Source organism: Klebsiella sp. 141203, from assembly GCF_032601985.1.
Classification (GTDB): domain Bacteria; phylum Pseudomonadota; class Gammaproteobacteria; order Enterobacterales; family Enterobacteriaceae; genus Klebsiella; species Klebsiella aerogenes.
This window is the reverse complement of the sequence record NZ_JAQIRL010000008.1, coordinates 118,863-138,391: the sequence shown is the minus strand read 5'-3', so window position 1 is coordinate 138,391 and position 19,529 is coordinate 118,863. Positions and strand designations below refer to the sequence as shown.

Genomic DNA, 19,529 nt, shown 5'->3' with positions numbered 1-19,529 from the left:
AAAGGAAGAAATTTGGAGCGGGAAACGAGACTCGAACTCGCGACCCCGACCTTGGCAAGGTCGTGCTCTACCAACTGAGCTATTCCCGCTTACATTGGTTTTCAATCTACCTGTCGGTAACCTGAAAACTATGTTTTGGTATGGTGCTGCTTTCAAATTTTGGAGCGGGAAACGAGACTCGAACTCGCGACCCCGACCTTGGCAAGGTCGTGCTCTACCAACTGAGCTATTCCCGCGTTACTGCTTTTTTGCCATATTTCGATGGCGTCGTAATTTGCATTTCTGCGTCGTTACGGGAGGCGCATTATACGAGAATTCGATTCACCTGCAACCCCCTGGCGAGCACTTTTTTTCGTTTTTTGTTTGAATGGACATTTTCTCGCCACACAGCCCACTGAATTGTATAAATAACCGCCATAATTAGCAAAATATCTTTTTCCCCCCGCGCGAATGGCGCAAAATCGCCCGCATGACACCGCGGTGGCTATCCGCGAAAAGGTCCACCATGACGACTATCAGGGATTCAGAATGAAAAAAGCGCTTTCCGTCCTGCTGCTGACCACATCAATCATCGGAACAGCTTCTGCCGAGACGCTCCATTTTGGCACCACAACCGCCAATCCGCCGTTTGAGACCGTCAAAGGCAAAGGCCAACCTACGGGTTTTGACATTGATTTGGCCAATGCGCTGTGTAAACAGATGCAGGCGGAATGTAAATTCACGCCGCAGCGCTTTGATACGCTCATCCCGGCGCTACGCTTTAAAAAGTTCGACGCTATTATCGCCGGCGTTGAAGTATTGCCGATGCGTGAAAAGCAGGTCGCCTTCACTCAGCCTTATCGCCAGGAGCTCTCCGGGGTGGTAGTCACGGCAAAAGACGCCGCCCACGGCTTTGCCGACCTGCAGGGTAAAAAGCTCGCCGTGGTCAAGGGCAGCGTTCATCAGCGTTATCTACGCGATAAACAAAAAGGCATTCAAACCGTCGCCTTTGGCAGCGATAGCGAGGCGCTGACGGCGTTGAAAAGCGGCGAAGTCGACGGCGCGATCGGCGATTTAGCGACGATGGACCAGTGGCTGGCGGATAATCCTGATTACGCAGAGATGAAAGAGCGCGCCACCGACCCGGCCTACTACGGCAAACAATATGCGATCGCGGTACGCAAAGACGACCCGGAGTTGCTTAAGCAGATTAATAACGCGCTGGAGGTCGTGAAGGCGTCGCCGGAGTTCCAGCAGATGGAACAAAAGTGGTTTAATTAACGCAGTAAAACGACGAGGCCATGATGGCCTCGTTTATGCTTCAGAGCTTAATAAAATGCTCGCGATAATAGGCTAACTCGGCGACGGATTCGCGGATATCGTCCATGGCCTGGTGAGTGCCCTGCTTTTTAAACCCATCAAGGATTTCCGGCTTCCAGCGGCGCGCCAGCTCTTTTAGGGTGCTGACGTCGAGATAGCGATAATGGAAGTAAGCTTCCAGTTCCGGCATATATTTGAACAGGAAGCGGCGGTCCTGACCGATGCTGTTGCCACAAATTGGCGATTTCCCCGCCGGCACCCACTGCTTGAGAAACTCAATAGTGGCCAGTTCCGCTTCACGGTCGCCCACGGTACTGGCCTTCACGCGATCGACCAGCCCGCTGCCGGTATGAGTGCGCACGTTCCATTCGTCCATTAGCGCGAGCTGAGCATCAGACTGGTGCACGGCAATGGTCGGGCCTTCTGCCAGAATATTAAGATTCGCGTCGGTGACCAGGGTGGCGATTTCGATAATGCGATCGCGCTCGGGATCCAGCCCCGTCATCTCAAGATCGATCCAAATCAGGTTGTTTTCATCTGCACTCATGCTATTTTCCACCCTTCTTGCGTGACTATATTCATCTAAAATAGCGTGTATCATAGAGGTTTTGCCCCATCAGGGCGACCAGGAGCCAGTTCGATTGAGTAAAAATAAGCTCTCCAAAGGCCAGCAGCGCCGCGTTAAGGCCAACCACCAGCGCCGCCTGAAAACGACTTCGGAGAAGGCCGACTACGATGACAACCTGTTTGGCGAGCCTTCTGAAGGTATCGTCATCAGCCGTTTTGGTATGCATGCCGATGTCGAATCCGCGGATGGCACGACCCACCGCTGCAACATTCGCCGAACCATTCGTTCTCTGGTAACTGGCGACCGCGTGGTCTGGCGGCCAGGCAAAGACGCCGCCGACGGGGTCAACGTCAAAGGCATCGTCGAAGCGGTACATGAACGCGTCTCGGTGCTGACGCGCCCGGACTTTTACGACGGCGTGAAGCCTATCGCGGCAAATATCGACCAAATCGTGGTGGTTTCGGCCATTTTACCCGAACTGTCGCTCAATATTATCGACCGCTATCTGGTGGCCTGCGAAGCGCAGAATATCGAACCGCTGCTGGTACTGAATAAGATAGACCTGCTGGACGAGGAGGGTATGGCCTTCGTCAATGAGCAGATGGATATCTATCGCCAGATCGGTTATCCGGTTTTGATGGTGTCCAGCCATACTCAGGACGGCCTGAAGCCGCTTGAAGAGGCCCTGACCGGGCGCATCAGTATCTTTGCCGGCCAGTCCGGGGTGGGTAAATCCAGCTTGCTGAACACGCTGCTGGGACTGCGGGATGAGCAAATCCTGACGAACGACGTCTCTGATGTTTCAGGGCTCGGCCAGCACACCACCACCGCCGCACGTCTTTATCACTTCCCGCACGGCGGCGATGTGATTGACTCCCCAGGCGTGCGCGAGTTCGGCCTGTGGCATCTTGACGCGGAACAAATCACCAACGGCTTTGTCGAATTCCATGATTATTTAGGCCATTGCAAGTATCGCGACTGCAAGCACGACACCGACCCAGGCTGCGCCATTCGCGAAGCGGTAGAAAAAGGCGCCATCGCCGAAAGCCGTTTCGCCAACTATCACCGCATCCTGGAAAGTATGGAACAGGTGCAGGTAAAAACGCGTAAAAGCTTTTCATCAACCGACGACTGACATTTAAGCTGTCGTCGCTATACGTAATCGCTTTGCCGGCAAGACGGCGCGGATACAATTCGCTGAAGTTTACGTATAGAATCGTCCCCCTTTTCAGTACCCCGCGCCAAAGCGGGGTCAGGAACGACAATTAACGGCCTGGAGGCTACCTTGTTAAACTCGTTTAAACTCTCACTGCAATACATTCTGCCTAAACTGTGGCTCACCCGCCTCGCAGGCTGGGGGGCAAGTAAACGAGCAGGCTGGCTGACTAAACTGGTTATCGATCTGTTCGTCAAATACTACAAAGTCGATATGAAAGAGGCGCAGAAGCCGGATACTGCCGCTTACCGCACCTTCAACGACTTCTTCGTCCGCCCGCTGCGTGACGATGTTCGCCCGCTGAACACCGATCCCAACGTGCTGGTAATGCCGGCTGACGGCGTTATCAGCCAGCTTGGCGCTATCGAAGATGACAAAATTCTGCAGGCCAAAGGCCACAATTACACCCTGGAGGCCCTGCTGGCGGGTAACTACCAGATGGCCGACCTGTTCCGTAACGGTAGCTTCGCCACCACTTATCTGTCGCCGCGCGACTATCACCGCGTGCATATGCCGTGCAACGGCATCCTGCGCGAGATGATCTATGTCCCGGGCGATCTGTTCTCGGTCAACCACCTGACGGCGCAAAACGTACCGAACCTGTTTGCCCGCAACGAGCGCGTTATCTGCCTGTTCGATACTGAATTCGGTCCGATGGCGCAGATTCTGGTCGGCGCAACGATTGTTGGCAGCATCGAGACCGTCTGGTCCGGCACCGTGACGCCGCCGCGGGAAGGTATTATTAAACGCTGGACCTGGCCTGCAGGCGAAAGCGAAGGCTCCGTTGCGCTGCTGAAGGGCCAGGAGATGGGCCGCTTTAAGCTGGGCTCAACGGTGATTAACCTGTTTGCGCCAGGCCAGGTGAAGCTGGTTGAACAGCTGCAAAGCCTGTCAGTCACCAAAATCGGCGAACCGCTGGCGACGGCCGTAGAAGCTGATATCTCCGTGGAACCTGCGCCGTTGCCGGAAGAAGAGATCCGCGCCGAACACCGCGCCAGCCCGCTGGTTGACGATAAACAAGACGAAGGTTAATTCCTGACGACAAAGGGTTACGCCGTGCGCCTGATATACACTTTTCTGTTGGCCTTGAGCCTCAGCTTCGGGGCGTACGCAGCGACGGCCCCGGACGTCAAACAAATTACCCAGGAACTGGAACAGGCGAAGGCGGCGAAACCCGCCCAGCCTGAAACCGTCGAAGTCCTGCAAGCCGCGCTGAATGCGCTGGAGGAGCGCAACGCCTCCGTTGAGCGCGCTCGCCAGTACCAGGACGTTATCGATAATTTCCCCAAACTGTTTCAAACGCTCCGCGCTCAGTTAGCGAATGTCAGCGAAACGCCGCACCAGGTATCTACCGCCCTCACCGCCGACGCGCTGAATCAGGAGATCCTGCAGGTCAGCAGCCAACTGCTGGAAGCCAGCCGCCAGGCGCAGCAGGAGCAGGATCGGGCGCGGGAAATCGCCGACTCCCTTAATCAATTACCACAGCAGCAAACCGACGCCCGCCGCAAGCTTAATGAGATTGAACGTCGCGTCGGCGCGCAGCCCGGCAATACGCCGCTGGCGCAGGCGCAAAATCTCGGTCTGCAGGCGGAATCCGCACGTCTGAAAGCGCTGGTCGACGAGCTGGATCTGGCCCAACTCTCCGCTAACAACCGCCAGGAACTGTCGCGCATCCGCTCTGAGCTGGCGCAGAAACAGAGCGAACAGCTCGATGCCTACCTGCAGGCGCTGCGTAATCAGCAGAACAGCCAGCGCCAACGCGAAGCGGAAAAGGCGCTGGAGAGCACCGAGCTGCTGGCGGAAAACAGCGAAAACCTGCCGCCGGGGATCACCGACCAGTTCAAAATTAACCGCGAACTATCGCAGGCGCTTAATCAGCAGGTTCAGCGCCTGGATCTGGTGGCCTCGCAGCAGCGGCAAGCAACCAATCAAACGCTCCAGGTGCGCCAGGCGCTGAACACCCTGCGCGAACAGTCGCAGTGGCTGGGATCATCGAATCTACTTGGCGAAGCGCTACGCGCCCAGGTCGCCCGTCTGCCGGAGCGCCCGCGCCCACAGCAGTTAGATACTGAAACGGCCCAGTTGCGCGTGCAGCGCTTGCATTACGAAGACCTGCTCAGCAAGCAGGCGCAGCTACGGCTGATTCGCCAGGCCGACGGCGAGCCGCTCACCGCGGAACAAAACCGCATCCTGCAGGCGCAGCTGCGTACCCAGAGCGAGCTGCTTAACTCGCTTCTACGCGGCGGCGATACCTTGCTGCTCGAACTGACGAAACTGAAGGTCGCCAACGGCCAGTTAGAAGACGCGCTGAAAGAGATTAACGAAGCAACCCACCGCTATCTGTTCTGGACCTCGGACGTCAGCCCGATTGGCTTCTCCTGGCCGCTGGAAGTAGTGCAGGATCTGCGTCGTCTGATCTCGCTTGATACCATCAACCAGCTCGGCAAGGCCAGCGTCATGATGCTGACCAGCAAAGAGACGCTGTTCCCGCTGTTTGGCGCGCTGGTACTGGTGGGCTTCAGTATCTATTCGCGCCGCCACTTTACCCGCTTCCTTGAGCGCTCCAGCGCGCGGATCGGCAAGGTGACTCAGGATCACTTCTGGCTGACGCTGCGTACCGTGTTCTGGTCAATTCTGGTGGCATCTCCGCTGCCGGTATTGTGGATGACGCTCGGCTATGGATTGCAGGCGGCCTGGCCCTTCCCGCTGGCGGTCGCCATTGGCGACGGCGTGACCGCCACCGTGCCGCTACTATGGGTGGTGATGATTTGCGCCACCTTCGCCCGGCCGAATGGATTGTTCATCGCCCACTTCGGCTGGCCGCGCAACCGCGTCGCCAAAGCCATGCGTTACTACCTGATGAGCATCGGGTTGATCGTACCGCTGATTATGGCGCTGATCATGTTCGATAATCTCAACGACCGTGAATTCTCGGCCTCTCTGGGCCGCCTGTGCTTCATGCTGATATGCGGCGCGCTGGCGCTGGTTACCTTGAGCCTGAAGCACGCCGGGATCCCGCTGTATCTTGATAAAGCAGGCGACGGCGAGAACATGGTGAACCGTCTGCTGTGGAACCTGCTGCTCGGCGCGCCGCTGATCGCGATGCTGGCGGCGGCAGTGGGCTATCTTGCCACCTCGCAGGCGCTACTGGCGCGACTGGAAACCTCGGTCGCCATCTGGTTCCTGCTGTTGGTGGTTTACCATATTATTCGCCGTTGGATGTTGATTCAGCGTCGGCGTCTGGCCTTCGATCGCGCCAAACACCGCCGTGCGGAAATCCTCGCCCAGCGCGCCCGCGGCGAAGAAGATACCGCCCACTCCACCAGCACCGAAGGTTCGGTCGAAGCGGAAGTCAGCGAAGTCGACCTCGACGCCATCAGTACCCAGTCCCTGCGCCTGGTCCGCTCGCTGCTGATGCTAATCGCCCTGCTGTCGGTGATTATTCTGTGGTCGGAAATTCACTCGGCATTCGGCTTCCTCGAAAATATCTCGCTATGGGATGTGACCTCCACGGTACAGGGCGTCGAAAGTCTTGAACCCATTACTCTTGGCGCCGTCCTGATCGCCATTCTGGTGCTGATTATCACCACCCAGCTGGTGCGCAATCTCCCGGCGCTGCTGGAGCTGGCGATTCTGCAACATCTGGATTTGACGCCGGGTACCGGCTACGCCATCACCACCATCACCAAATATCTGTTGATGCTAATTGGCGGGCTGGTCGGCTTCTCGATGATTGGTATTGAGTGGTCGAAACTGCAGTGGCTGGTGGCGGCGCTCAGCGTCGGTCTTGGTTTTGGTCTACAGGAAATTTTCGCCAACTTTATCTCCGGCCTGATCATCCTGTTTGAAAAACCGATCCGTATCGGCGATACGGTCACTATCCGCAGCCTGACCGGTAGCGTGACGAAAATTAATACCCGCGCCACCACCATCAGCGACTGGGACCGTAAAGAAATCATCGTGCCGAACAAAGCGTTCATCACCGAACAGTTCATCAACTGGTCGCTGTCGGATTCGGTCACTCGCGTGGTGTTGACTATCCCGGCGCCCGCGGAGGCCAATACGGAAGAGGTCACGCAGATTCTGTTGACCGCCGCTCATCGCTGCTCGCTGGTGATTGATACTCCGGCGCCGGAAGCGTTTCTCGTTGACCTGCAGCAGGGGATACAGATTTTCGAGCTGCGTATTTACGCCGCCGAGATGGGCCACCGTATGCCGCTGCGTCATGAGCTGCATCAGTTGATTCTGGCGGGTTACCGCGCGCACGGCATCGACATGCCGTTCCCACCGTTCCAGATGCGTCTGGAAAGCCTGGATGGTCTGCGCAGCAGCCAGCCGCTGAACTCAGCGGGTAAAAGCAGCCGTACGCCAGGAAGTTTGTAAGCACTAACTAGCCCGGTGAGCGCTTCACCGGGCATTCTCTTTCTTAACCCTCCGCCAGCGCTACCTGTACCGCCGTTCTCTGACGATAGTTCTCGTAGATCCCTAATGCCAATAGCGAGAAGAAAATCGGCCCGCCGACCATCCACAGCGTACTGTTCCAGTCACCGGAATCCATCACCGGCTGAATAACGGTAAAGATATTGGCGAACGCTACCACCAGTACCACTATCGTCGTCGCCAGCAGCGTGCTCACCCGGCTTTTAAACATCACAAATGGACGATCGAGATCGGCTTTGGCCTTAAAGAACGGGAACGCGATCGCCAGGAACAGATACGGCAAGGTCATCGAGACGTTAGCCATCAGCGTTAGCTTGTTATAAAACGCTGAAGCGGTATCGCCGCCGAAAGAGACCAGCAAAATAAACAGACTCACCAGCAGACACTGCAGCCACATGGCGTTAGCCGGCATGCCGTTAGCGTTGACTTTGGTCATCATCGTCGGCCACAGCGCTTTCGGCGTCCCCTGAATGATCGCCTTCAGCGGCGAATAGCTCAGGGTGAAGAATGCGCCGGTATAGGCAAGGAACATCGACAGCCCGGTAATGCGCGCAAACCATACGCCGGTCAGCGCCGCCGCCTGCGGCGACAGATGAAGCGCTTGTCCAAGCGTCGCGCCGAGGCTGGTCATCAACACGTAGGTGATATTGCCAAGGTTGGTACTGTGGTTGCTCAAGACCTGCTGCCAGTTGGCGCTGACGCCCCACAGCACAATAGCCAGCGAGTAACCGATCGAAATCACCAGCGCGGCGATGATAATGCCTTTGGCAAAGTTCTTTTCCGGCTTCTCGGTTTTATCCACCAGTCCGCCGACCGCTTCAATCCCGCCATAGGCAAAAATGGCGAACACCACGAAAGACAGCATCGCCAGCCCCGATTGATATCCCGGGTTCGGCGACGCGGTGAAATCCAGCGATTGTGCGAAATGGCCGCCGTTCAGCAGCAGAATCGCCCCGCTCACCAGCAGCAGTACCAGATTAAGGCACATCACCGCGATGCCGCCCACGGCGGTAATTTTGGCAATCTTATTTATCCCTTTCGCCGCCACCAGCGTCACCAGCACCATCCAGCAGGCGGCCAGTACGCCGACGGTTTGCGTCGAGGTTAAGCCGGCAAAAGCCCAGCTCTGGGTTTTATCCGCGCCGAAGAGAAAGGTCGAAAACGGGACCCAAATTTTCGCCGCGGTACTGACCATCCACACCACATAGGATGAAAACCACATAAAGGTGCCAATAAATGCAAAGCGCGGCCCGACGCTACGGTTCATCCACGAATAGATCCCGCCCTCTTCCTTACGATAGGCCGAGCCCATCTCCGCCATCATTAAGGCAAAAGGAATAAAGAAAAACAGCGCCGAGAAAAGATAAAACGGCATCGCGCTATAACCCATCAGATAAAACGCCGAAGGGCTGTTGGCAAAGCCAAACACCGAAGTGAAGATCATTAATATCAGCCCAATCAGGCTCATCTTCTTGATTTGTTGAGGCATAAATCGATCCAAACGTGAGCGTCGCCGAACGGCGTCGCCAGGTAAGCAGAAATTGAACGCGGATCCTAGCAATAATCCAGTTTGAAATTGTGGTTATTAGGGCTAATGCAGCGGAGAGAACTGTAAAAATCTTTGAATGAAGGGGATAACGCTAACGGCGGGAAACGGCTTCCCTCTCCTCATGAAAGGGAAGCGTAATTAATCAGGCGCGATCGACGGTGAATGAGATCACTTCGCCGATGGTCTCTACACCTAACGCCAGCATCACCAGGCGGTCTACACCCAGCGCGACGCCGGAACAATCCGGCAGTCCGGCTTCCAGCGCGGCCAGCAGGTTATAATCGATGGGCTGCTCCGGCAGGCCGCGGGCCGCACGTTTGCGGTTGTCCTGCTCAAAACGCTGCTGTTGTTCGCGTGCGTCGGTCAGCTCGTGGAAGCCGTTCGCCAGCTCCATACCCTTGTAGTAGACCTCAAAGCGCTCGGCGACGCGATGATCTTCGGTGCTGATCTGCGCAAGGGACGCCTGGCTTGCTGGGAAGTGATAGACGAAAGTCGGACGTTCTTTACCGATGTGCGGCTCTACACCCATGGCGAACAGCAGCTGCAACAGCGTATCGCGATCTTCTTCCGTATCGGCGATATTACTGAGATCGAGCTTTGCCGCCACTTCACGCAGCTGGGTTTTGTCTGCCGACAGCGGATCGATCTCCAGATAGCGCTGGAAGGCCTGTTGATAAGAGAGGCTTTCCGCGGGTTGGCACTCGAGCACCTGCTGCAGTAAATCGTCAACTTCGTTAATCAGACGGTACATGTCGTAGCAGGGACGGTACCACTCCAGCATGGTGAACTCTGGGTTGTGGTGGCGGCCCATCTCTTCATTGCGAAAGCTACGGCACAGTTGGAAAACCGGCCCGCATCCGGCGGCCAGCAGCCGCTTCATGTGGTATTCCGGGCTGGTCATCAGATACAGATTCAGACCCTGAGAGTGGCCGGGGCCGACGAAACGGGTTTCAAACGGGAACATGTGGATATCGGTCACCGTTGCCTGACTCATACAAGGCGTTTCCACCTCCAGCACGCCGCGGTCGGTAAAGAAACGGCGAATTTCCGCCATTACAGCCGCACGTTTTAACAGATTTGGAATGGATGCGCTCGGCTGCCAGGTTGCCGTCTCGCTCATGGTACTTTTCTCCGATTTCATACAAGGGCACGAAGTCTACTCGCAACCGTCGAGTGAAACAAATTTTGTGCAATCCGGCGGCGATATTACATCCTGATAATTTATTGCTAACTTAATTGCATAAATAAAATTGATAAATCAGCGCACGGATTGATAAAAAAATCGAACGCGTCAATTTTCCCCAACATCCCTATGGCTATACTCATTTACCTATAAAGGAGCAGTGATACTTTTTCGCCAGCCCGGCGGCGAAATACACAAAAACTGGAGGAATGTCGTGCAAACTTTTCAAGCCGATCTTGTCGTCATTGGCGCAGGCGGAGCAGGTCTTCGCGCAGCCATCGCCGCTGCGCAGGCTAATCCAAAAGCCAAAATCGCACTGATTTCAAAAGTCTATCCAATGCGTAGCCATACCGTCGCCGCCGAAGGCGGTTCTGCGGCGGTCGCGCAGGATCACGATAGCTTTGAATACCATTTTCACGACACCGTCGCCGGCGGCGACTGGCTCTGTGAACAGGATGTCGTAGACTATTTCGTACACCACTGCCCCACGGAAATGACCCAGCTTGAGCTGTGGGGCTGCCCGTGGAGCCGCCGTCCGGACGGCAGCGTCAACGTTCGCCGCTTCGGCGGGATGAAAATCGAACGTACATGGTTCGCCGCCGATAAAACCGGCTTCCATATGCTGCATACCCTCTTCCAGACCTCCCTCCAGTTCCCGCAAATTCAACGTTTCGACGAGCACTTCGTGCTGGATATTCTGGTCGATGACGGCCAGGCCCGCGGCCTGGTGGCAATGAATATGATGGAAGGCACGCTGGTGCAAATTCGCGCCAATGCGGTCGTCATGGCTACCGGCGGCGCTGGCCGCGTCTATCGCTATAACACCAACGGCGGCATCGTCACCGGCGATGGCATGGGCATGGCGCTGGGCCACGGCGTCCCGCTGCGCGACATGGAGTTCGTCCAGTATCACCCAACCGGCCTGCCGGGTTCGGGGATCCTGATGACCGAAGGCTGCCGCGGCGAAGGCGGTATTCTGGTGAATAAAAACGGCTACCGCTACCTACAGGATTACGGTATGGGGCCGGAAACGCCGCTCGGCGAGCCGAAAAACAAATACATGGAACTCGGCCCGCGCGATAAAGTTTCTCAAGCCTTCTGGCACGAGTGGCGCAAAGGCAACACCATTTCGACGCCGCGCGGCGACGTGGTTTATCTCGACCTGCGCCATCTCGGCGAGAAGAAACTGCTTGAACGCCTACCGTTCATCTGCGAACTGGCGAAAGCCTATGTCGGCGTCGATCCGGTAAAAGAGCCCATTCCGGTGCGTCCGACCGCCCACTACACGATGGGAGGCATCGAAACTGACCAGCAGTGCGAAACCCGCATCAAGGGCCTGTTCGCCGTCGGCGAATGTTCCTCCGTCGGTCTCCATGGCGCCAACCGTCTGGGATCCAACTCGCTTGCCGAGCTGGTGGTCTTTGGCCGCCTTGCCGGTGAGCAAGCCATGCAGCGCGCGATGGCCGCGGGCGAAGCTAACAACGCGGCGCTGGATGCGCAGGTCAACGACGTTGAAAACCGTCTTAAAGACCTCGTTAACCAGCAAGGCAATGAAAACTGGGCCAAAATCCGCGATGAAATGGGTATGTCGATGGAAGAAGGCTGCGGTATCTATCGCACGCCGGAGCTGATGCAAAAAACCATCGATAAGCTGGCCGAGCTGCAGGAGCGCTTTAAGCGCGTGCGTATCACCGACACCTCCAGCGTATTCAATACCGACCTGCTCTACACCATTGAGCTGGGCCATGGTCTCAACGTCGCCGAATGTATGGCGCACTCCGCTATCGCGCGTAAAGAGTCCCGCGGCGCTCACCAACGTCTCGATGAAGGCTGTACTGAACGCGACGACGTCAATTTCCTCAAGCATACGCTGGCCTTCCGTGAGGCCGACGGCAGCACGCGTCTGGAGTATGGCGATGTGAAGATCACCACTCTGCCGCCGGCTAAACGCGTGTATGGCGCCGAAGCGGAAGCCGCTGAGAAGAAGGAGACGACCCATGGCTGAGATGAACAAACTGAAAATTGAAGTGGTGCGCTACAACCCGGAAGTCGATACCGCGCCGCACAGCGCTTTCTATGAAGTCCCCTACGACGAACAAACCTCGCTGCTCGACGCGCTGGGCTATATCAAAGACAACCTCGCGCCGGATTTAAGCTACCGCTGGTCGTGCCGCATGGCGATCTGCGGTTCTTGCGGCATGATGGTCAACAAGGTGCCAAAACTGGCCTGTAAAACCTTCCTGCGCGACTATACCAAAGGGTTGAAGGTAGAAGCGCTGGCCAACTTCCCGATCGAGCGCGATCTGGTGGTCGATATGACCCACTTTATCGAAAGTCTGGAAGCGATTAAGCCGTATATCATCGGAAATAACCGCACGCCGGAGCAGGGGCCGAATAAGCAGACTCCCGCGCAGATGGCGAAATACCATCAGTTCTCCGGCTGCATCAACTGCGGTTTGTGCTATGCCGCCTGTCCGCAATTTGGTCTGAACCCGGAGTTCATCGGCCCGGCGGCGATCACCCTCGCCCATCGCTACAACGAAGACAGCCGCGACCACGGCAAAAAGGAACGTATGGCGCAGCTTAACGGCCAGAACGGCGTGTGGAGCTGTACGTTTGTCGGCTTCTGCTCCGAAGTTTGCCCGAAGCATGTCGATCCGGCGGCCGCCATTCAGCAGGGCAAGGTAGAAAGTTCGAAAGACTTCCTGATCGCCACCCTGAAACCACGCTAAGGAGTGCACTATGACGACTAAACGCAAACCCTACGTGCGGCCCATGACCTCCACCTGGTGGAAGAAGCTGCCATTTTATCGCTTCTATATGCTGCGTGAAGGGACGGCGGTGCCGACGGTCTGGTTCAGCATCGTGCTGATTTACGGCCTGTTCGCCCTTAAGCACGGCGCCGAAAGCTGGGATGGCTATGTGGCATTCCTGCAAAACCCGATTGTGGTGATCCTCAACCTGATCACCCTGGCAGCGGCGCTGCTGCACACCAAAACCTGGTTTGAGCTGGCGCCGAAAGCCGCCAACATCATTATTAAAGGCGAGAAAATGGGGCCTGAGCCGCTGATTAAAGGGCTGTGGGCGGTAACGGCGCTGGTTAGCATCGTGATCCTGTTTGTCGCGTTGTTCTGGTAAGGAGGCTGATATGATTAATCCCAATCCCAAACGTTCCGATGAACCGGTGTTCTGGGGGCTGTTTGGCGCAGGCGGCATGTGGGGGGCGATTATCGCGCCGGTGATGGTGCTACTGGTCGGCATTCTGCTGCCGCTGGGACTCGCCCCTGGCGATGCTTTCAGCTACGAACGCGTTTACGCCTTCGCCCATAGCCTCATCGGCCGCCTTTTCATCTTTCTGATGATTGTTCTGCCGCTGTGGTGCGGCCTGCACCGTATCCACCATGCGATGCATGATCTGAAAATCCACGTACCGAACGGCAAATGGGTCTTCTATGGCCTGGCGGCGATTTTAACCGTCGTTACCCTGGTCGGCGTGTTATTTATCTGATGCGACATCTCGCCCGGTAGCAATCTGTTACCGGGCTCGCTTATCGACAAAATCTCCCTACTTTTTTCCTGCCGCTATCTACACTTAGAGAAAAAGCGGTAAGGAAGGTACCTATGCGTCTGCTGCCAGTGTTAACCGTGGTTATCGCGTCGTTGCTGAGCGTTGCGTGCAGCAATCCCGTTCCTCCCGCTGGCGTGACCGTCGTCAGCCCATTCGAAAGCCAACGCTTCCTCGGCACCTGGTATGAAATAGCCCGCTTCGATCATCATTTCGAAAGCGGGCTGGAAAAGGTTACGGCGACTTACAGCCTGCGCGGCGATGGCGGCATTGATGTGGTCAATAAAGGTTATAACCCTGACCGCGGCATCTGGCAGAAAACAGACGGCGTGGCCTGGTTCACCGGCGATCCGAACCGCGCGGCGCTAAAAGTCTCGTTCTTCGGCCCTTTCTATGGCGGCTACAACGTGATTGCGCTGGATAAAGAGTACCGCCATGCGCTGGTTTGCGGGCCGGATCGCGATTACCTGTGGCTACTGGCGCGTACGCCGAAGATTTCGCCGCAGGTAAAACAGCAGATGCTGGATATAGCCACCCGGCAGGGCTTCGACGTGAGCAAACTGATTTGGGTTAACCAGCGCTATTAATGTGCGCTGATTTTCAGCCCGATAATGCCGATGACAATACAAGCCAGGCTTGCGATACGCATCGGGCTTGCGGATTCACCCAGCAGCACGATGCCGGTTATCGCTGCGCCTACGGCGCCGATCCCGGTCCACACCGCATAGGCGGTACCCACCGGCAGTGATTTCATCGCCCACGATAGCAGCGCCATACTGACGACCATAGCGGCAATGGTAATCACGCTTGGCAGCAGACGGCTAAACCCATGGGTGTATTTGAGGCCGACGGCCCACACGACTTCCAGCAAACCGGCGATAAAGAGAATGATCCAGGACATATGGCTCCAGTAATGGGGCCGTCCCCGAATGAGATACGCTCACGGGTCGTCCCGCAAGGTGGTTGAAAACGCCGGGATTATAAACAACGGCGCCGTGAATGTGAAGACCGGTACGGCGCGAGGCCGTACCGGTAATGTTTAATTCTGAGCTTTGGTCGCCGCACCAGAGATAGCGCTGCCGCCGTCAGAAATGTCTTCACCGATACCACGCGTGGTGTTACATGCGGTGAGCACGGAGGAAAGGACCAAAACAGTAAAGAACGCCGCAATCGTTTTTTTCACCATAATATCATCCTTATAAACAGTTTTTGTTTTCTTGCCCTATAAGCATAGCCAAACTGATTCAGAATGAAGGGATAGTCGCGTTTTTTAAGAGAAAAAGAGGTTCAGACTGAACTGCGCAAAATGAATTGCAGGGAAGGCAGATGAAATGAGACTAGCTGACGGCGTGAGAAATCGCGTGCCCTAACCCCTGGATATCTTCGCCAAAACCGCGGGCGGTATTACATCCAGTAAGCAGCGCGCCGCTGAGCAGCAGCAAAATGAGAAATTTGAGCGTCCGGTTCATGTTAATCCTGACATGAAACTGGAGGCGCAGCAGCATGGCTGCGCCCACCGTCTCACAGCATGAATTACTTCACGCGAGATACGTATTCGCCGGAGCGGGTATCTACTTTGATGACTTCGCCAATCTGAACGAACAGCGGAACTTTAACCACAGCGCCAGTGGACAGAGTAGCCGGCTTGCCGCCAGTACCTGCGGTGTCGCCTTTCAGACCTGGATCGGTTTCAACGATTTCCAGTTCAACGAAGTTCGGCGGCGTGACAGCGATAGGCTGACCGTTCCACAGGGTCACGATGCACTCAGCCTGATCCAGCAGCCATTTCGCGTTGTCACCGATAGCTTTAGCATCAGCGGACAGCTGTTCGAAGGTTTCGTTGTTCATGAAGTGCCAGAACTCACCATCGTTGTACAGGTAAGTCAGGTTCATATCGACAACGTCCGCGCCTTCTGCAGAGTCGGTGGACTTGAACGTTTTTTCTACACGGGTGCCGGTCAGCAGACGACGCAGCTTAACGCGTGCGAATGCCTGACCTTTACCTGGTTTAACGAATTCACTGGCTTCAACCGCATACGGTTCACCATCCATCATGATTTTAAGACCAGCACGAAAATCGTTGCTATAGTAAGTCGCCATAAGGCCCTCTGAAATTGTTTAACTTGGTAGCTAAGCCACAAAATGGCGCATATTGTAACCCTAAATACCCCATCCAGAGAAGATTGGATCACGCAACTTGCCGATGTTGTGACCAGTCCCGATGAACTATTGCATCTTTTAGATCTGGAAACAGATGCAAACCTATTGGCGGGACGTGATGCGAAGCGTCTCTTCGCGCTGCGCGTACCGCGCGCGTTTATTGCACGTATGGAAAAGGGCAACCCAAACGATCCCCTTCTTCGTCAGGTGCTTACCGCACAAGAAGAGTTTGTTGCCGCCCCTGGTTTTTCCACCGATCCGCTGGAAGAACAACACAGCGTTGTACCAGGCCTGCTGCATAAATATAGCAACCGGGCGCTATTGCTGGTGAAAGGAGGCTGTGCAGTCAACTGCCGCTACTGCTTCCGCCGCCACTTCCCCTATGCCGAGAACCAGGGCAATAAACGCAACTGGCAGGCAGCGCTCGAGTACATTGCCGCCAATCCGCAGCTTGATGAAATTATTTTTTCCGGCGGCGATCCGTTGATGGCCAAAGACCACGAACTGGATTGGTTACTGACGCAACTGGAAGCTATCCCGCATATTAAACGGTTACGCATCCATAGCCGCTTGCCGATTGTCATTCCGGCGCGGATCACCGAAGGGCTGGCGGCTCGCTTTAACGCCTCCTCGCTGCAGATCCTGTTGGTTAACCATATCAATCATGCCAATGAGATCGGCCCGGAATTTCGGGCGGCAATGGCGCTGCTACGGCAAGCGCGCGTGACGCTGCTCAACCAAAGCGTCCTGCTGCGCGGCGTTAACGACAACGCACAAACCCTGGCGGACCTCAGCAACGCGCTGTTCGATGCCGGGGTGATGCCCTACTACCTGCACGTGCTTGATAAAGTCCAGGGCGCAGCCCACTTCATGGTCGAAGACGAGGAGGCCCGGGCAATCATGCGTAAGCTATTAACGCTGGTATCCGGATATATGGTGCCAAGGTTGGCACGTGAAATCGGCGGCGAACCGAGTAAAACGCCGCTGGATTTAGGTTTAAAGCAACAAAACTAAGTTTTTCTGCCGGCCCTGTCCGGCAGATACTTAAATGACAAGTATGTTCGCCTGGCAAATAAAAGATATAACATTTTTCACCAGCGTTATCCAGAAAGCGGTGTTTGCTTAACATTTATAATTATATATACGCGTATCTATTAAATGATGCGCTAATAGAGCATCTAAAAAAGCAGTGAAAGTATATTAGTTGCGACCATAACAATAAACATCACCACGATCCATTTAGGTAATTTAAACGTAGTTCCTCTGCGACTTTCGCTTCGATTAGCATTAACGGTATTTTTAACTTCGTACATTTCGCTCTCTATGCTCTCCCTATCACTTGCAGAATCATCTACATTCGTTGATGGGCTCGCTATTATCTCTTGCGTTGTGGTAACTGGAGTGATTACCGCATCCGTGGCAAGGATAAACCCGCGCTGCCTGACGGTAATAATGATATCCTGAGATAGTCCGGCCTTTACCAGTGATTTTCTGAGCAATGAGATATTTTGGTAAAACGTGTTTTGCGCAACTATTACCCCCCTTGTTTTCCAGACAGTTTCCAGAAATTCCTCACGTGAAATGATCCTGCCATTACTTTCTATCAGCAACAATAAACAACGCGCCGTTGGTCCATTTAAGTTAACGGTAGTGCCATTTTCATTAACAGTTCGCAACTCACTCATATTCACGTCAAAAATAACTTCATCATTAATGATGAATTCACTAAATGCCATAATGTCTTCCCTTTTTCATTAGCTATGTGAAATAAACATGAAATTAATGAAATCCCATCTTTAATGTTGCGCGAATAGCCTTGAACAGGCCTGCTATTAGATGGCTTCATATATCAATCATTGAGTCTCGATTTTGCATCAAAGATAAGACTAACATGATATTTAAACTGAATGGAAGCCAGAGATACCGCACAACATTCATCGAATCAACGCTATCACTTATAGTTCGAATAAAAATGTGAATCGTTCCTTTAGTCATTAAAAAGATTATTCAATTAAAATTCACATGCATTTTCACCAACGGCGAATTAGATTCCTCAGTGCTCCCGTCTTAAGCTAAATGCAGGCTAACACCTGCTTATTAGCGTAAGGGACAACAAGGAGTACAGAGATGGGATAGTGTAGTTCTTGGGGCAATTATTGAATTATTAGACCAACCAATAATTAGCAATTAGAGCGATATCTATTTCAAGGATTACGTATTTATACATGGACAAATAAATGAAAAAAACAATCGTAGCTGTAATGGTTGCTGCATCTGCAGTTCTGAGTGCTCAGGCAATGGCCGCTAACACTGCTGAAGTGACCGTTCTGGGTGAAGTCAATGACTCCTCCGCTTCTTGCGTAGTCACCCCGACTGGTACTCTGAACAACGGCATCGTTCGTCTGACTTCTGTTACCACCAGCGAAGCGAACGCTCAGGCTGCAAACACCCTTTTCAAAAGCCAGAAGTTTGGTTTTGATGTTTCTGATTGCGCCCAAGGCAGCAAAGATCCGGCAACTGGCCTGACTGTTGCTGTTACTGGTACCACCAGCAGCAACGCGACCATTCTGGACAACACCGCTGACGACGGCGCTGCCGGTATCGGTATCGGTATCGCGAAAGTCAGCGATGGTTCTCGCGTAGCCTTCGATGGTTCCCAAACCATGTCCGAAACCTACACTGACGGTTCCGTCACTTCCCTGAACTACTACGCTGGTTATGTGAAAGTAAATGCCACAACTGCTGTAACCGAAGGTCCGGTTAAAGGCGTTGCAACCTTTACTATCGACTACACCATCTAATTCTATTTTAGAGGGCTCGCCAACTGGCGAGCCCTTTTTCCGTTTAGAGAAATGCTATGTCAAGCACCTTATTTAAACTTTTCATTCCCTTTTTTTTATTGATTAGCGGTATTGCACATGCTGGTATCGTTATCGAGTCAACTCGCTATCTTTACAAAGAGGGCGCTCGCGAAATCACCGCGCAGATTGAGAACAAAGACGGTATTCCTTACTTAATTAAGTCGTGGATTGAGACCCCAAAAGGGCAAATACCCTCTTTCACGGCGACTCCGCCACTATTCCGACTCGAAGCAAAACAGCAAAATACCGTGCGTTTGTTTTCAACCAATAATGTTACTGCGCCAACAGATCGAGAATCTATATTTTATTTCAATATTATGGCTATCCCGCCAGCTGATGACACCAATGCCAAAAACAATACGATTCAGCTAGCGGTTCGCCACCGTATGCGTCTGGTATACCGGCCAAAATCGCTGTTTGATATGAAGCCAAATACAGAAGCGGCAAAACTCCAATGGCGTAAATCAGGCAATAAATTGTTCATTAACAATCCGACACCTTTTTTCTATTACTTCAACACAATAAAAATAGGTAACACCGAAATAAAAAATGAAGTAAACACCGTCCCTCCGATGGAAACAAAAGAAGTCACGTTAAAGGAAAGTGTCAATGCATCAAGCGTGACATGGAAAATAGTTAATGATTATGGTGGGGCCGGATCGCTCTATTCATCACCGTTGTAATTTGG

The 19,529-nt window shown here is 54.1% G+C and carries 20 protein-coding genes and 2 tRNA genes; 12 read left to right on the top strand and 10 right to left on the bottom strand.

What is annotated here, in order from left to right; translation table 11 throughout:
• Nucleotides 1-13: 13 nt before the first annotated feature.
• Nucleotides 14-89 (bottom strand) — tRNA-Gly (locus PGR29_RS23375).
• Between the two features lie 71 nt (nt 90-160).
• Nucleotides 161-236: transfer RNA gene (locus PGR29_RS23370), tRNA-Gly, on the bottom strand.
• Nucleotides 237-528: 292 nt separating this feature from the next.
• Between PGR29_RS23370 and PGR29_RS23365 the strand changes: the two genes are divergently transcribed.
• Nucleotides 529-1,260 carry an arginine ABC transporter substrate-binding protein gene (locus PGR29_RS23365; RefSeq protein WP_316425443.1) on the top strand — a complete coding sequence of 244 codons (732 nt, stop codon included), beginning with the start codon at nt 529-531 and terminating at the stop codon, nt 1,258-1,260.
• 40 nt (nt 1,261-1,300) lie between these two features.
• Here PGR29_RS23365 and orn read toward each other — a convergent pair whose 3' ends face one another.
• Entirely contained in the window at nt 1,301-1,846 is a 546-nt protein-coding gene (gene orn, locus PGR29_RS23360) for an oligoribonuclease (RefSeq protein WP_015704162.1), read from the bottom strand.
• Between the two features lie 94 nt (nt 1,847-1,940).
• On the opposite strand from orn, the gene rsgA reads away from it, so the two are divergent.
• The 3 genes from rsgA (at nt 1,941) to mscM (ending at nt 7,466) form a co-directional block, all read left to right on the top strand.
• Nucleotides 1,941-3,002, top strand: coding sequence for a small ribosomal subunit biogenesis GTPase RsgA (gene rsgA, locus PGR29_RS23355; protein WP_087859205.1), 1,062 nt, complete (start codon nt 1,941-1,943; stop codon nt 3,000-3,002).
• Nucleotides 3,003-3,152: 150 nt separating this feature from the next.
• A complete protein-coding gene (asd, locus tag PGR29_RS23350; RefSeq protein ID WP_113374741.1) occupies nt 3,153-4,115 on the top strand; it encodes an archaetidylserine decarboxylase in 963 nt (320 codons plus the stop codon).
• Between the two features lie 24 nt (nt 4,116-4,139).
• Nucleotides 4,140-7,466 (top strand): miniconductance mechanosensitive channel MscM, encoded by a 3,327-nt coding sequence (gene mscM, locus PGR29_RS23345; protein ID WP_316425438.1) that lies wholly within the window; start codon nt 4,140-4,142, stop codon nt 7,464-7,466.
• A 43-nt stretch (nt 7,467-7,509) separates the two neighbouring features.
• On the opposite strand, the gene yjeM is transcribed toward mscM, so the two are convergent.
• Both yjeM and epmA read right to left on the bottom strand, forming a co-directional pair.
• A complete protein-coding gene (gene yjeM, locus PGR29_RS23340; RefSeq protein WP_087859208.1) occupies nt 7,510-9,012 on the bottom strand; it encodes a glutamate/gamma-aminobutyrate family transporter YjeM in 1,503 nt (500 codons plus the stop codon).
• Nucleotides 9,013-9,214: 202 nt separating this feature from the next.
• Entirely contained in the window at nt 9,215-10,192 is a 978-nt protein-coding gene (gene epmA / locus PGR29_RS23335; protein ID WP_015368646.1) for an elongation factor P--(R)-beta-lysine ligase, read from the bottom strand.
• Nucleotides 10,193-10,469: 277 nt separating this feature from the next.
• On the opposite strand from epmA, the gene frdA reads away from it, so the two are divergent.
• The 5 genes from frdA to PGR29_RS23310 all read left to right on the top strand — a co-directional run bounded on the left by frdA (nt 10,470) and on the right by PGR29_RS23310 (nt 14,407).
• The gene (gene frdA, locus PGR29_RS23330; RefSeq protein WP_113374740.1) at nt 10,470-12,260 is read left to right on the top strand and encodes a fumarate reductase (quinol) flavoprotein subunit; all 1,791 of its coding nucleotides are present in this window, start codon (nt 10,470-10,472) and stop codon (nt 12,258-12,260) included.
• Nucleotides 12,253-12,987 (top strand): fumarate reductase iron-sulfur protein, encoded by a 735-nt coding sequence (frdB, locus tag PGR29_RS23325; protein ID WP_087859210.1) that lies wholly within the window; start codon nt 12,253-12,255, stop codon nt 12,985-12,987. The genes frdA and frdB overlap by 8 nt, the downstream gene beginning before the upstream one ends.
• 10 nt (nt 12,988-12,997) lie before the next feature.
• Nucleotides 12,998-13,393 carry a fumarate reductase subunit FrdC gene (gene frdC / locus PGR29_RS23320; RefSeq protein WP_045362549.1) on the top strand — a complete coding sequence of 132 codons (396 nt, stop codon included), beginning with the start codon at nt 12,998-13,000 and terminating at the stop codon, nt 13,391-13,393.
• Nucleotides 13,394-13,403: 10 nt separating this feature from the next.
• A complete protein-coding gene (gene frdD / locus PGR29_RS23315) occupies nt 13,404-13,763 on the top strand; it encodes a fumarate reductase subunit FrdD (RefSeq protein ID WP_316425434.1) in 360 nt (119 codons plus the stop codon).
• A gap of 113 nt (nt 13,764-13,876) precedes the next feature.
• Entirely contained in the window at nt 13,877-14,407 is a 531-nt protein-coding gene (locus PGR29_RS23310) for a lipocalin family protein (protein ID WP_047046300.1), read from the top strand.
• On the opposite strand, the gene sugE is transcribed toward PGR29_RS23310, so the two are convergent.
• The 4 genes from sugE to efp all read right to left on the bottom strand — a co-directional run bounded on the left by sugE (nt 14,404) and on the right by efp (nt 15,920).
• Nucleotides 14,404-14,721, bottom strand: coding sequence for a quaternary ammonium compound efflux SMR transporter SugE (sugE, locus tag PGR29_RS23305; protein WP_015368652.1), 318 nt, complete (start codon nt 14,719-14,721; stop codon nt 14,404-14,406). The genes PGR29_RS23310 and sugE overlap by 4 nt on opposite strands.
• Before the next feature lie 138 nt (nt 14,722-14,859).
• Nucleotides 14,860-15,006 carry a lipoprotein toxin entericidin B gene (gene ecnB / locus PGR29_RS23300; protein WP_015368653.1) on the bottom strand — a complete coding sequence of 49 codons (147 nt, stop codon included), beginning with the start codon at nt 15,004-15,006 and terminating at the stop codon, nt 14,860-14,862.
• Between the two features lie 151 nt (nt 15,007-15,157).
• Complete coding sequence (locus PGR29_RS23295; protein WP_087859224.1) at nt 15,158-15,289, bottom strand: entericidin A/B family lipoprotein; 132 nt, start codon at nt 15,287-15,289, stop codon at nt 15,158-15,160.
• 64 nt (nt 15,290-15,353) lie between these two features.
• Entirely contained in the window at nt 15,354-15,920 is a 567-nt protein-coding gene (efp, locus tag PGR29_RS23290) for an elongation factor P (protein ID WP_003855940.1), read from the bottom strand.
• A 42-nt stretch (nt 15,921-15,962) separates the two neighbouring features.
• On the opposite strand from efp, the gene epmB reads away from it, so the two are divergent.
• Nucleotides 15,963-16,994, top strand: a complete 1,032-nt coding sequence (gene epmB, locus PGR29_RS23285) for an EF-P beta-lysylation protein EpmB (protein ID WP_113374739.1) — start codon at nt 15,963-15,965, stop codon at nt 16,992-16,994.
• A 164-nt stretch (nt 16,995-17,158) separates the two neighbouring features.
• Here the strand turns inward: epmB and PGR29_RS23280 are convergent, their stop codons facing one another.
• The gene (locus PGR29_RS23280; protein WP_087859212.1) at nt 17,159-17,716 is read right to left on the bottom strand and encodes a winged helix-turn-helix domain-containing protein; all 558 of its coding nucleotides are present in this window, start codon (nt 17,714-17,716) and stop codon (nt 17,159-17,161) included.
• A 501-nt stretch (nt 17,717-18,217) separates the two neighbouring features.
• Between PGR29_RS23280 and PGR29_RS23275 the strand changes: the two genes are divergently transcribed.
• Both PGR29_RS23275 and PGR29_RS23270 read left to right on the top strand, forming a co-directional pair.
• Nucleotides 18,218-18,781 carry a fimbrial protein gene (locus PGR29_RS23275; protein WP_113374738.1) on the top strand — a complete coding sequence of 188 codons (564 nt, stop codon included), beginning with the start codon at nt 18,218-18,220 and terminating at the stop codon, nt 18,779-18,781.
• Between the two features lie 56 nt (nt 18,782-18,837).
• Nucleotides 18,838-19,524, top strand: a complete 687-nt coding sequence (locus PGR29_RS23270) for a fimbrial biogenesis chaperone (protein WP_113374737.1) — start codon at nt 18,838-18,840, stop codon at nt 19,522-19,524.
• The last annotated feature ends 5 nt before the right edge of the window (nt 19,525-19,529 follow it).

What these genes read in the sequence shown, in the direction of transcription:
- frdC (WP_045362549.1), top strand. Translation starts at nt 12,998, where the DNA reads ATGACGACTAAACGCAAACCCTACGTGCGGCCCATGACCTCCACCTGG.
- orn (WP_015704162.1), bottom strand. Translation starts at nt 1,846, where the DNA reads ATGAGTGCAGATGAAAACAACCTGATTTGGATCGATCTTGAGATGACG.
- PGR29_RS23275 (WP_113374738.1), top strand. Translation starts at nt 18,218, where the DNA reads ATGAAAAAAACAATCGTAGCTGTAATGGTTGCTGCATCTGCAGTTCTG.
- PGR29_RS23280 (WP_087859212.1), bottom strand. Translation starts at nt 17,716, where the DNA reads ATGGCATTTAGTGAATTCATCATTAATGATGAAGTTATTTTTGACGTG.
- epmB (WP_113374739.1), top strand. Translation starts at nt 15,963, where the DNA reads ATGGCGCATATTGTAACCCTAAATACCCCATCCAGAGAAGATTGGATC.
- efp (WP_003855940.1), bottom strand. Translation starts at nt 15,920, where the DNA reads ATGGCGACTTACTATAGCAACGATTTTCGTGCTGGTCTTAAAATCATG.
- PGR29_RS23310 (WP_047046300.1), top strand. Translation starts at nt 13,877, where the DNA reads ATGCGTCTGCTGCCAGTGTTAACCGTGGTTATCGCGTCGTTGCTGAGC.
- PGR29_RS23365 (WP_316425443.1), top strand. Translation starts at nt 529, where the DNA reads ATGAAAAAAGCGCTTTCCGTCCTGCTGCTGACCACATCAATCATCGGA.
- frdB (WP_087859210.1), top strand. Translation starts at nt 12,253, where the DNA reads ATGGCTGAGATGAACAAACTGAAAATTGAAGTGGTGCGCTACAACCCG.
- yjeM (WP_087859208.1), bottom strand. Translation starts at nt 9,012, where the DNA reads ATGCCTCAACAAATCAAGAAGATGAGCCTGATTGGGCTGATATTAATG.
- sugE (WP_015368652.1), bottom strand. Translation starts at nt 14,721, where the DNA reads ATGTCCTGGATCATTCTCTTTATCGCCGGTTTGCTGGAAGTCGTGTGG.
- PGR29_RS23270 (WP_113374737.1), top strand. Translation starts at nt 18,838, where the DNA reads ATGTCAAGCACCTTATTTAAACTTTTCATTCCCTTTTTTTTATTGATT.
- ecnB (WP_015368653.1), bottom strand. Translation starts at nt 15,006, where the DNA reads ATGGTGAAAAAAACGATTGCGGCGTTCTTTACTGTTTTGGTCCTTTCC.
- epmA (WP_015368646.1), bottom strand. Translation starts at nt 10,192, where the DNA reads ATGAGCGAGACGGCAACCTGGCAGCCGAGCGCATCCATTCCAAATCTG.
- PGR29_RS23295 (WP_087859224.1), bottom strand. Translation starts at nt 15,289, where the DNA reads ATGAACCGGACGCTCAAATTTCTCATTTTGCTGCTGCTCAGCGGCGCG.
- frdD (WP_316425434.1), top strand. Translation starts at nt 13,404, where the DNA reads ATGATTAATCCCAATCCCAAACGTTCCGATGAACCGGTGTTCTGGGGG.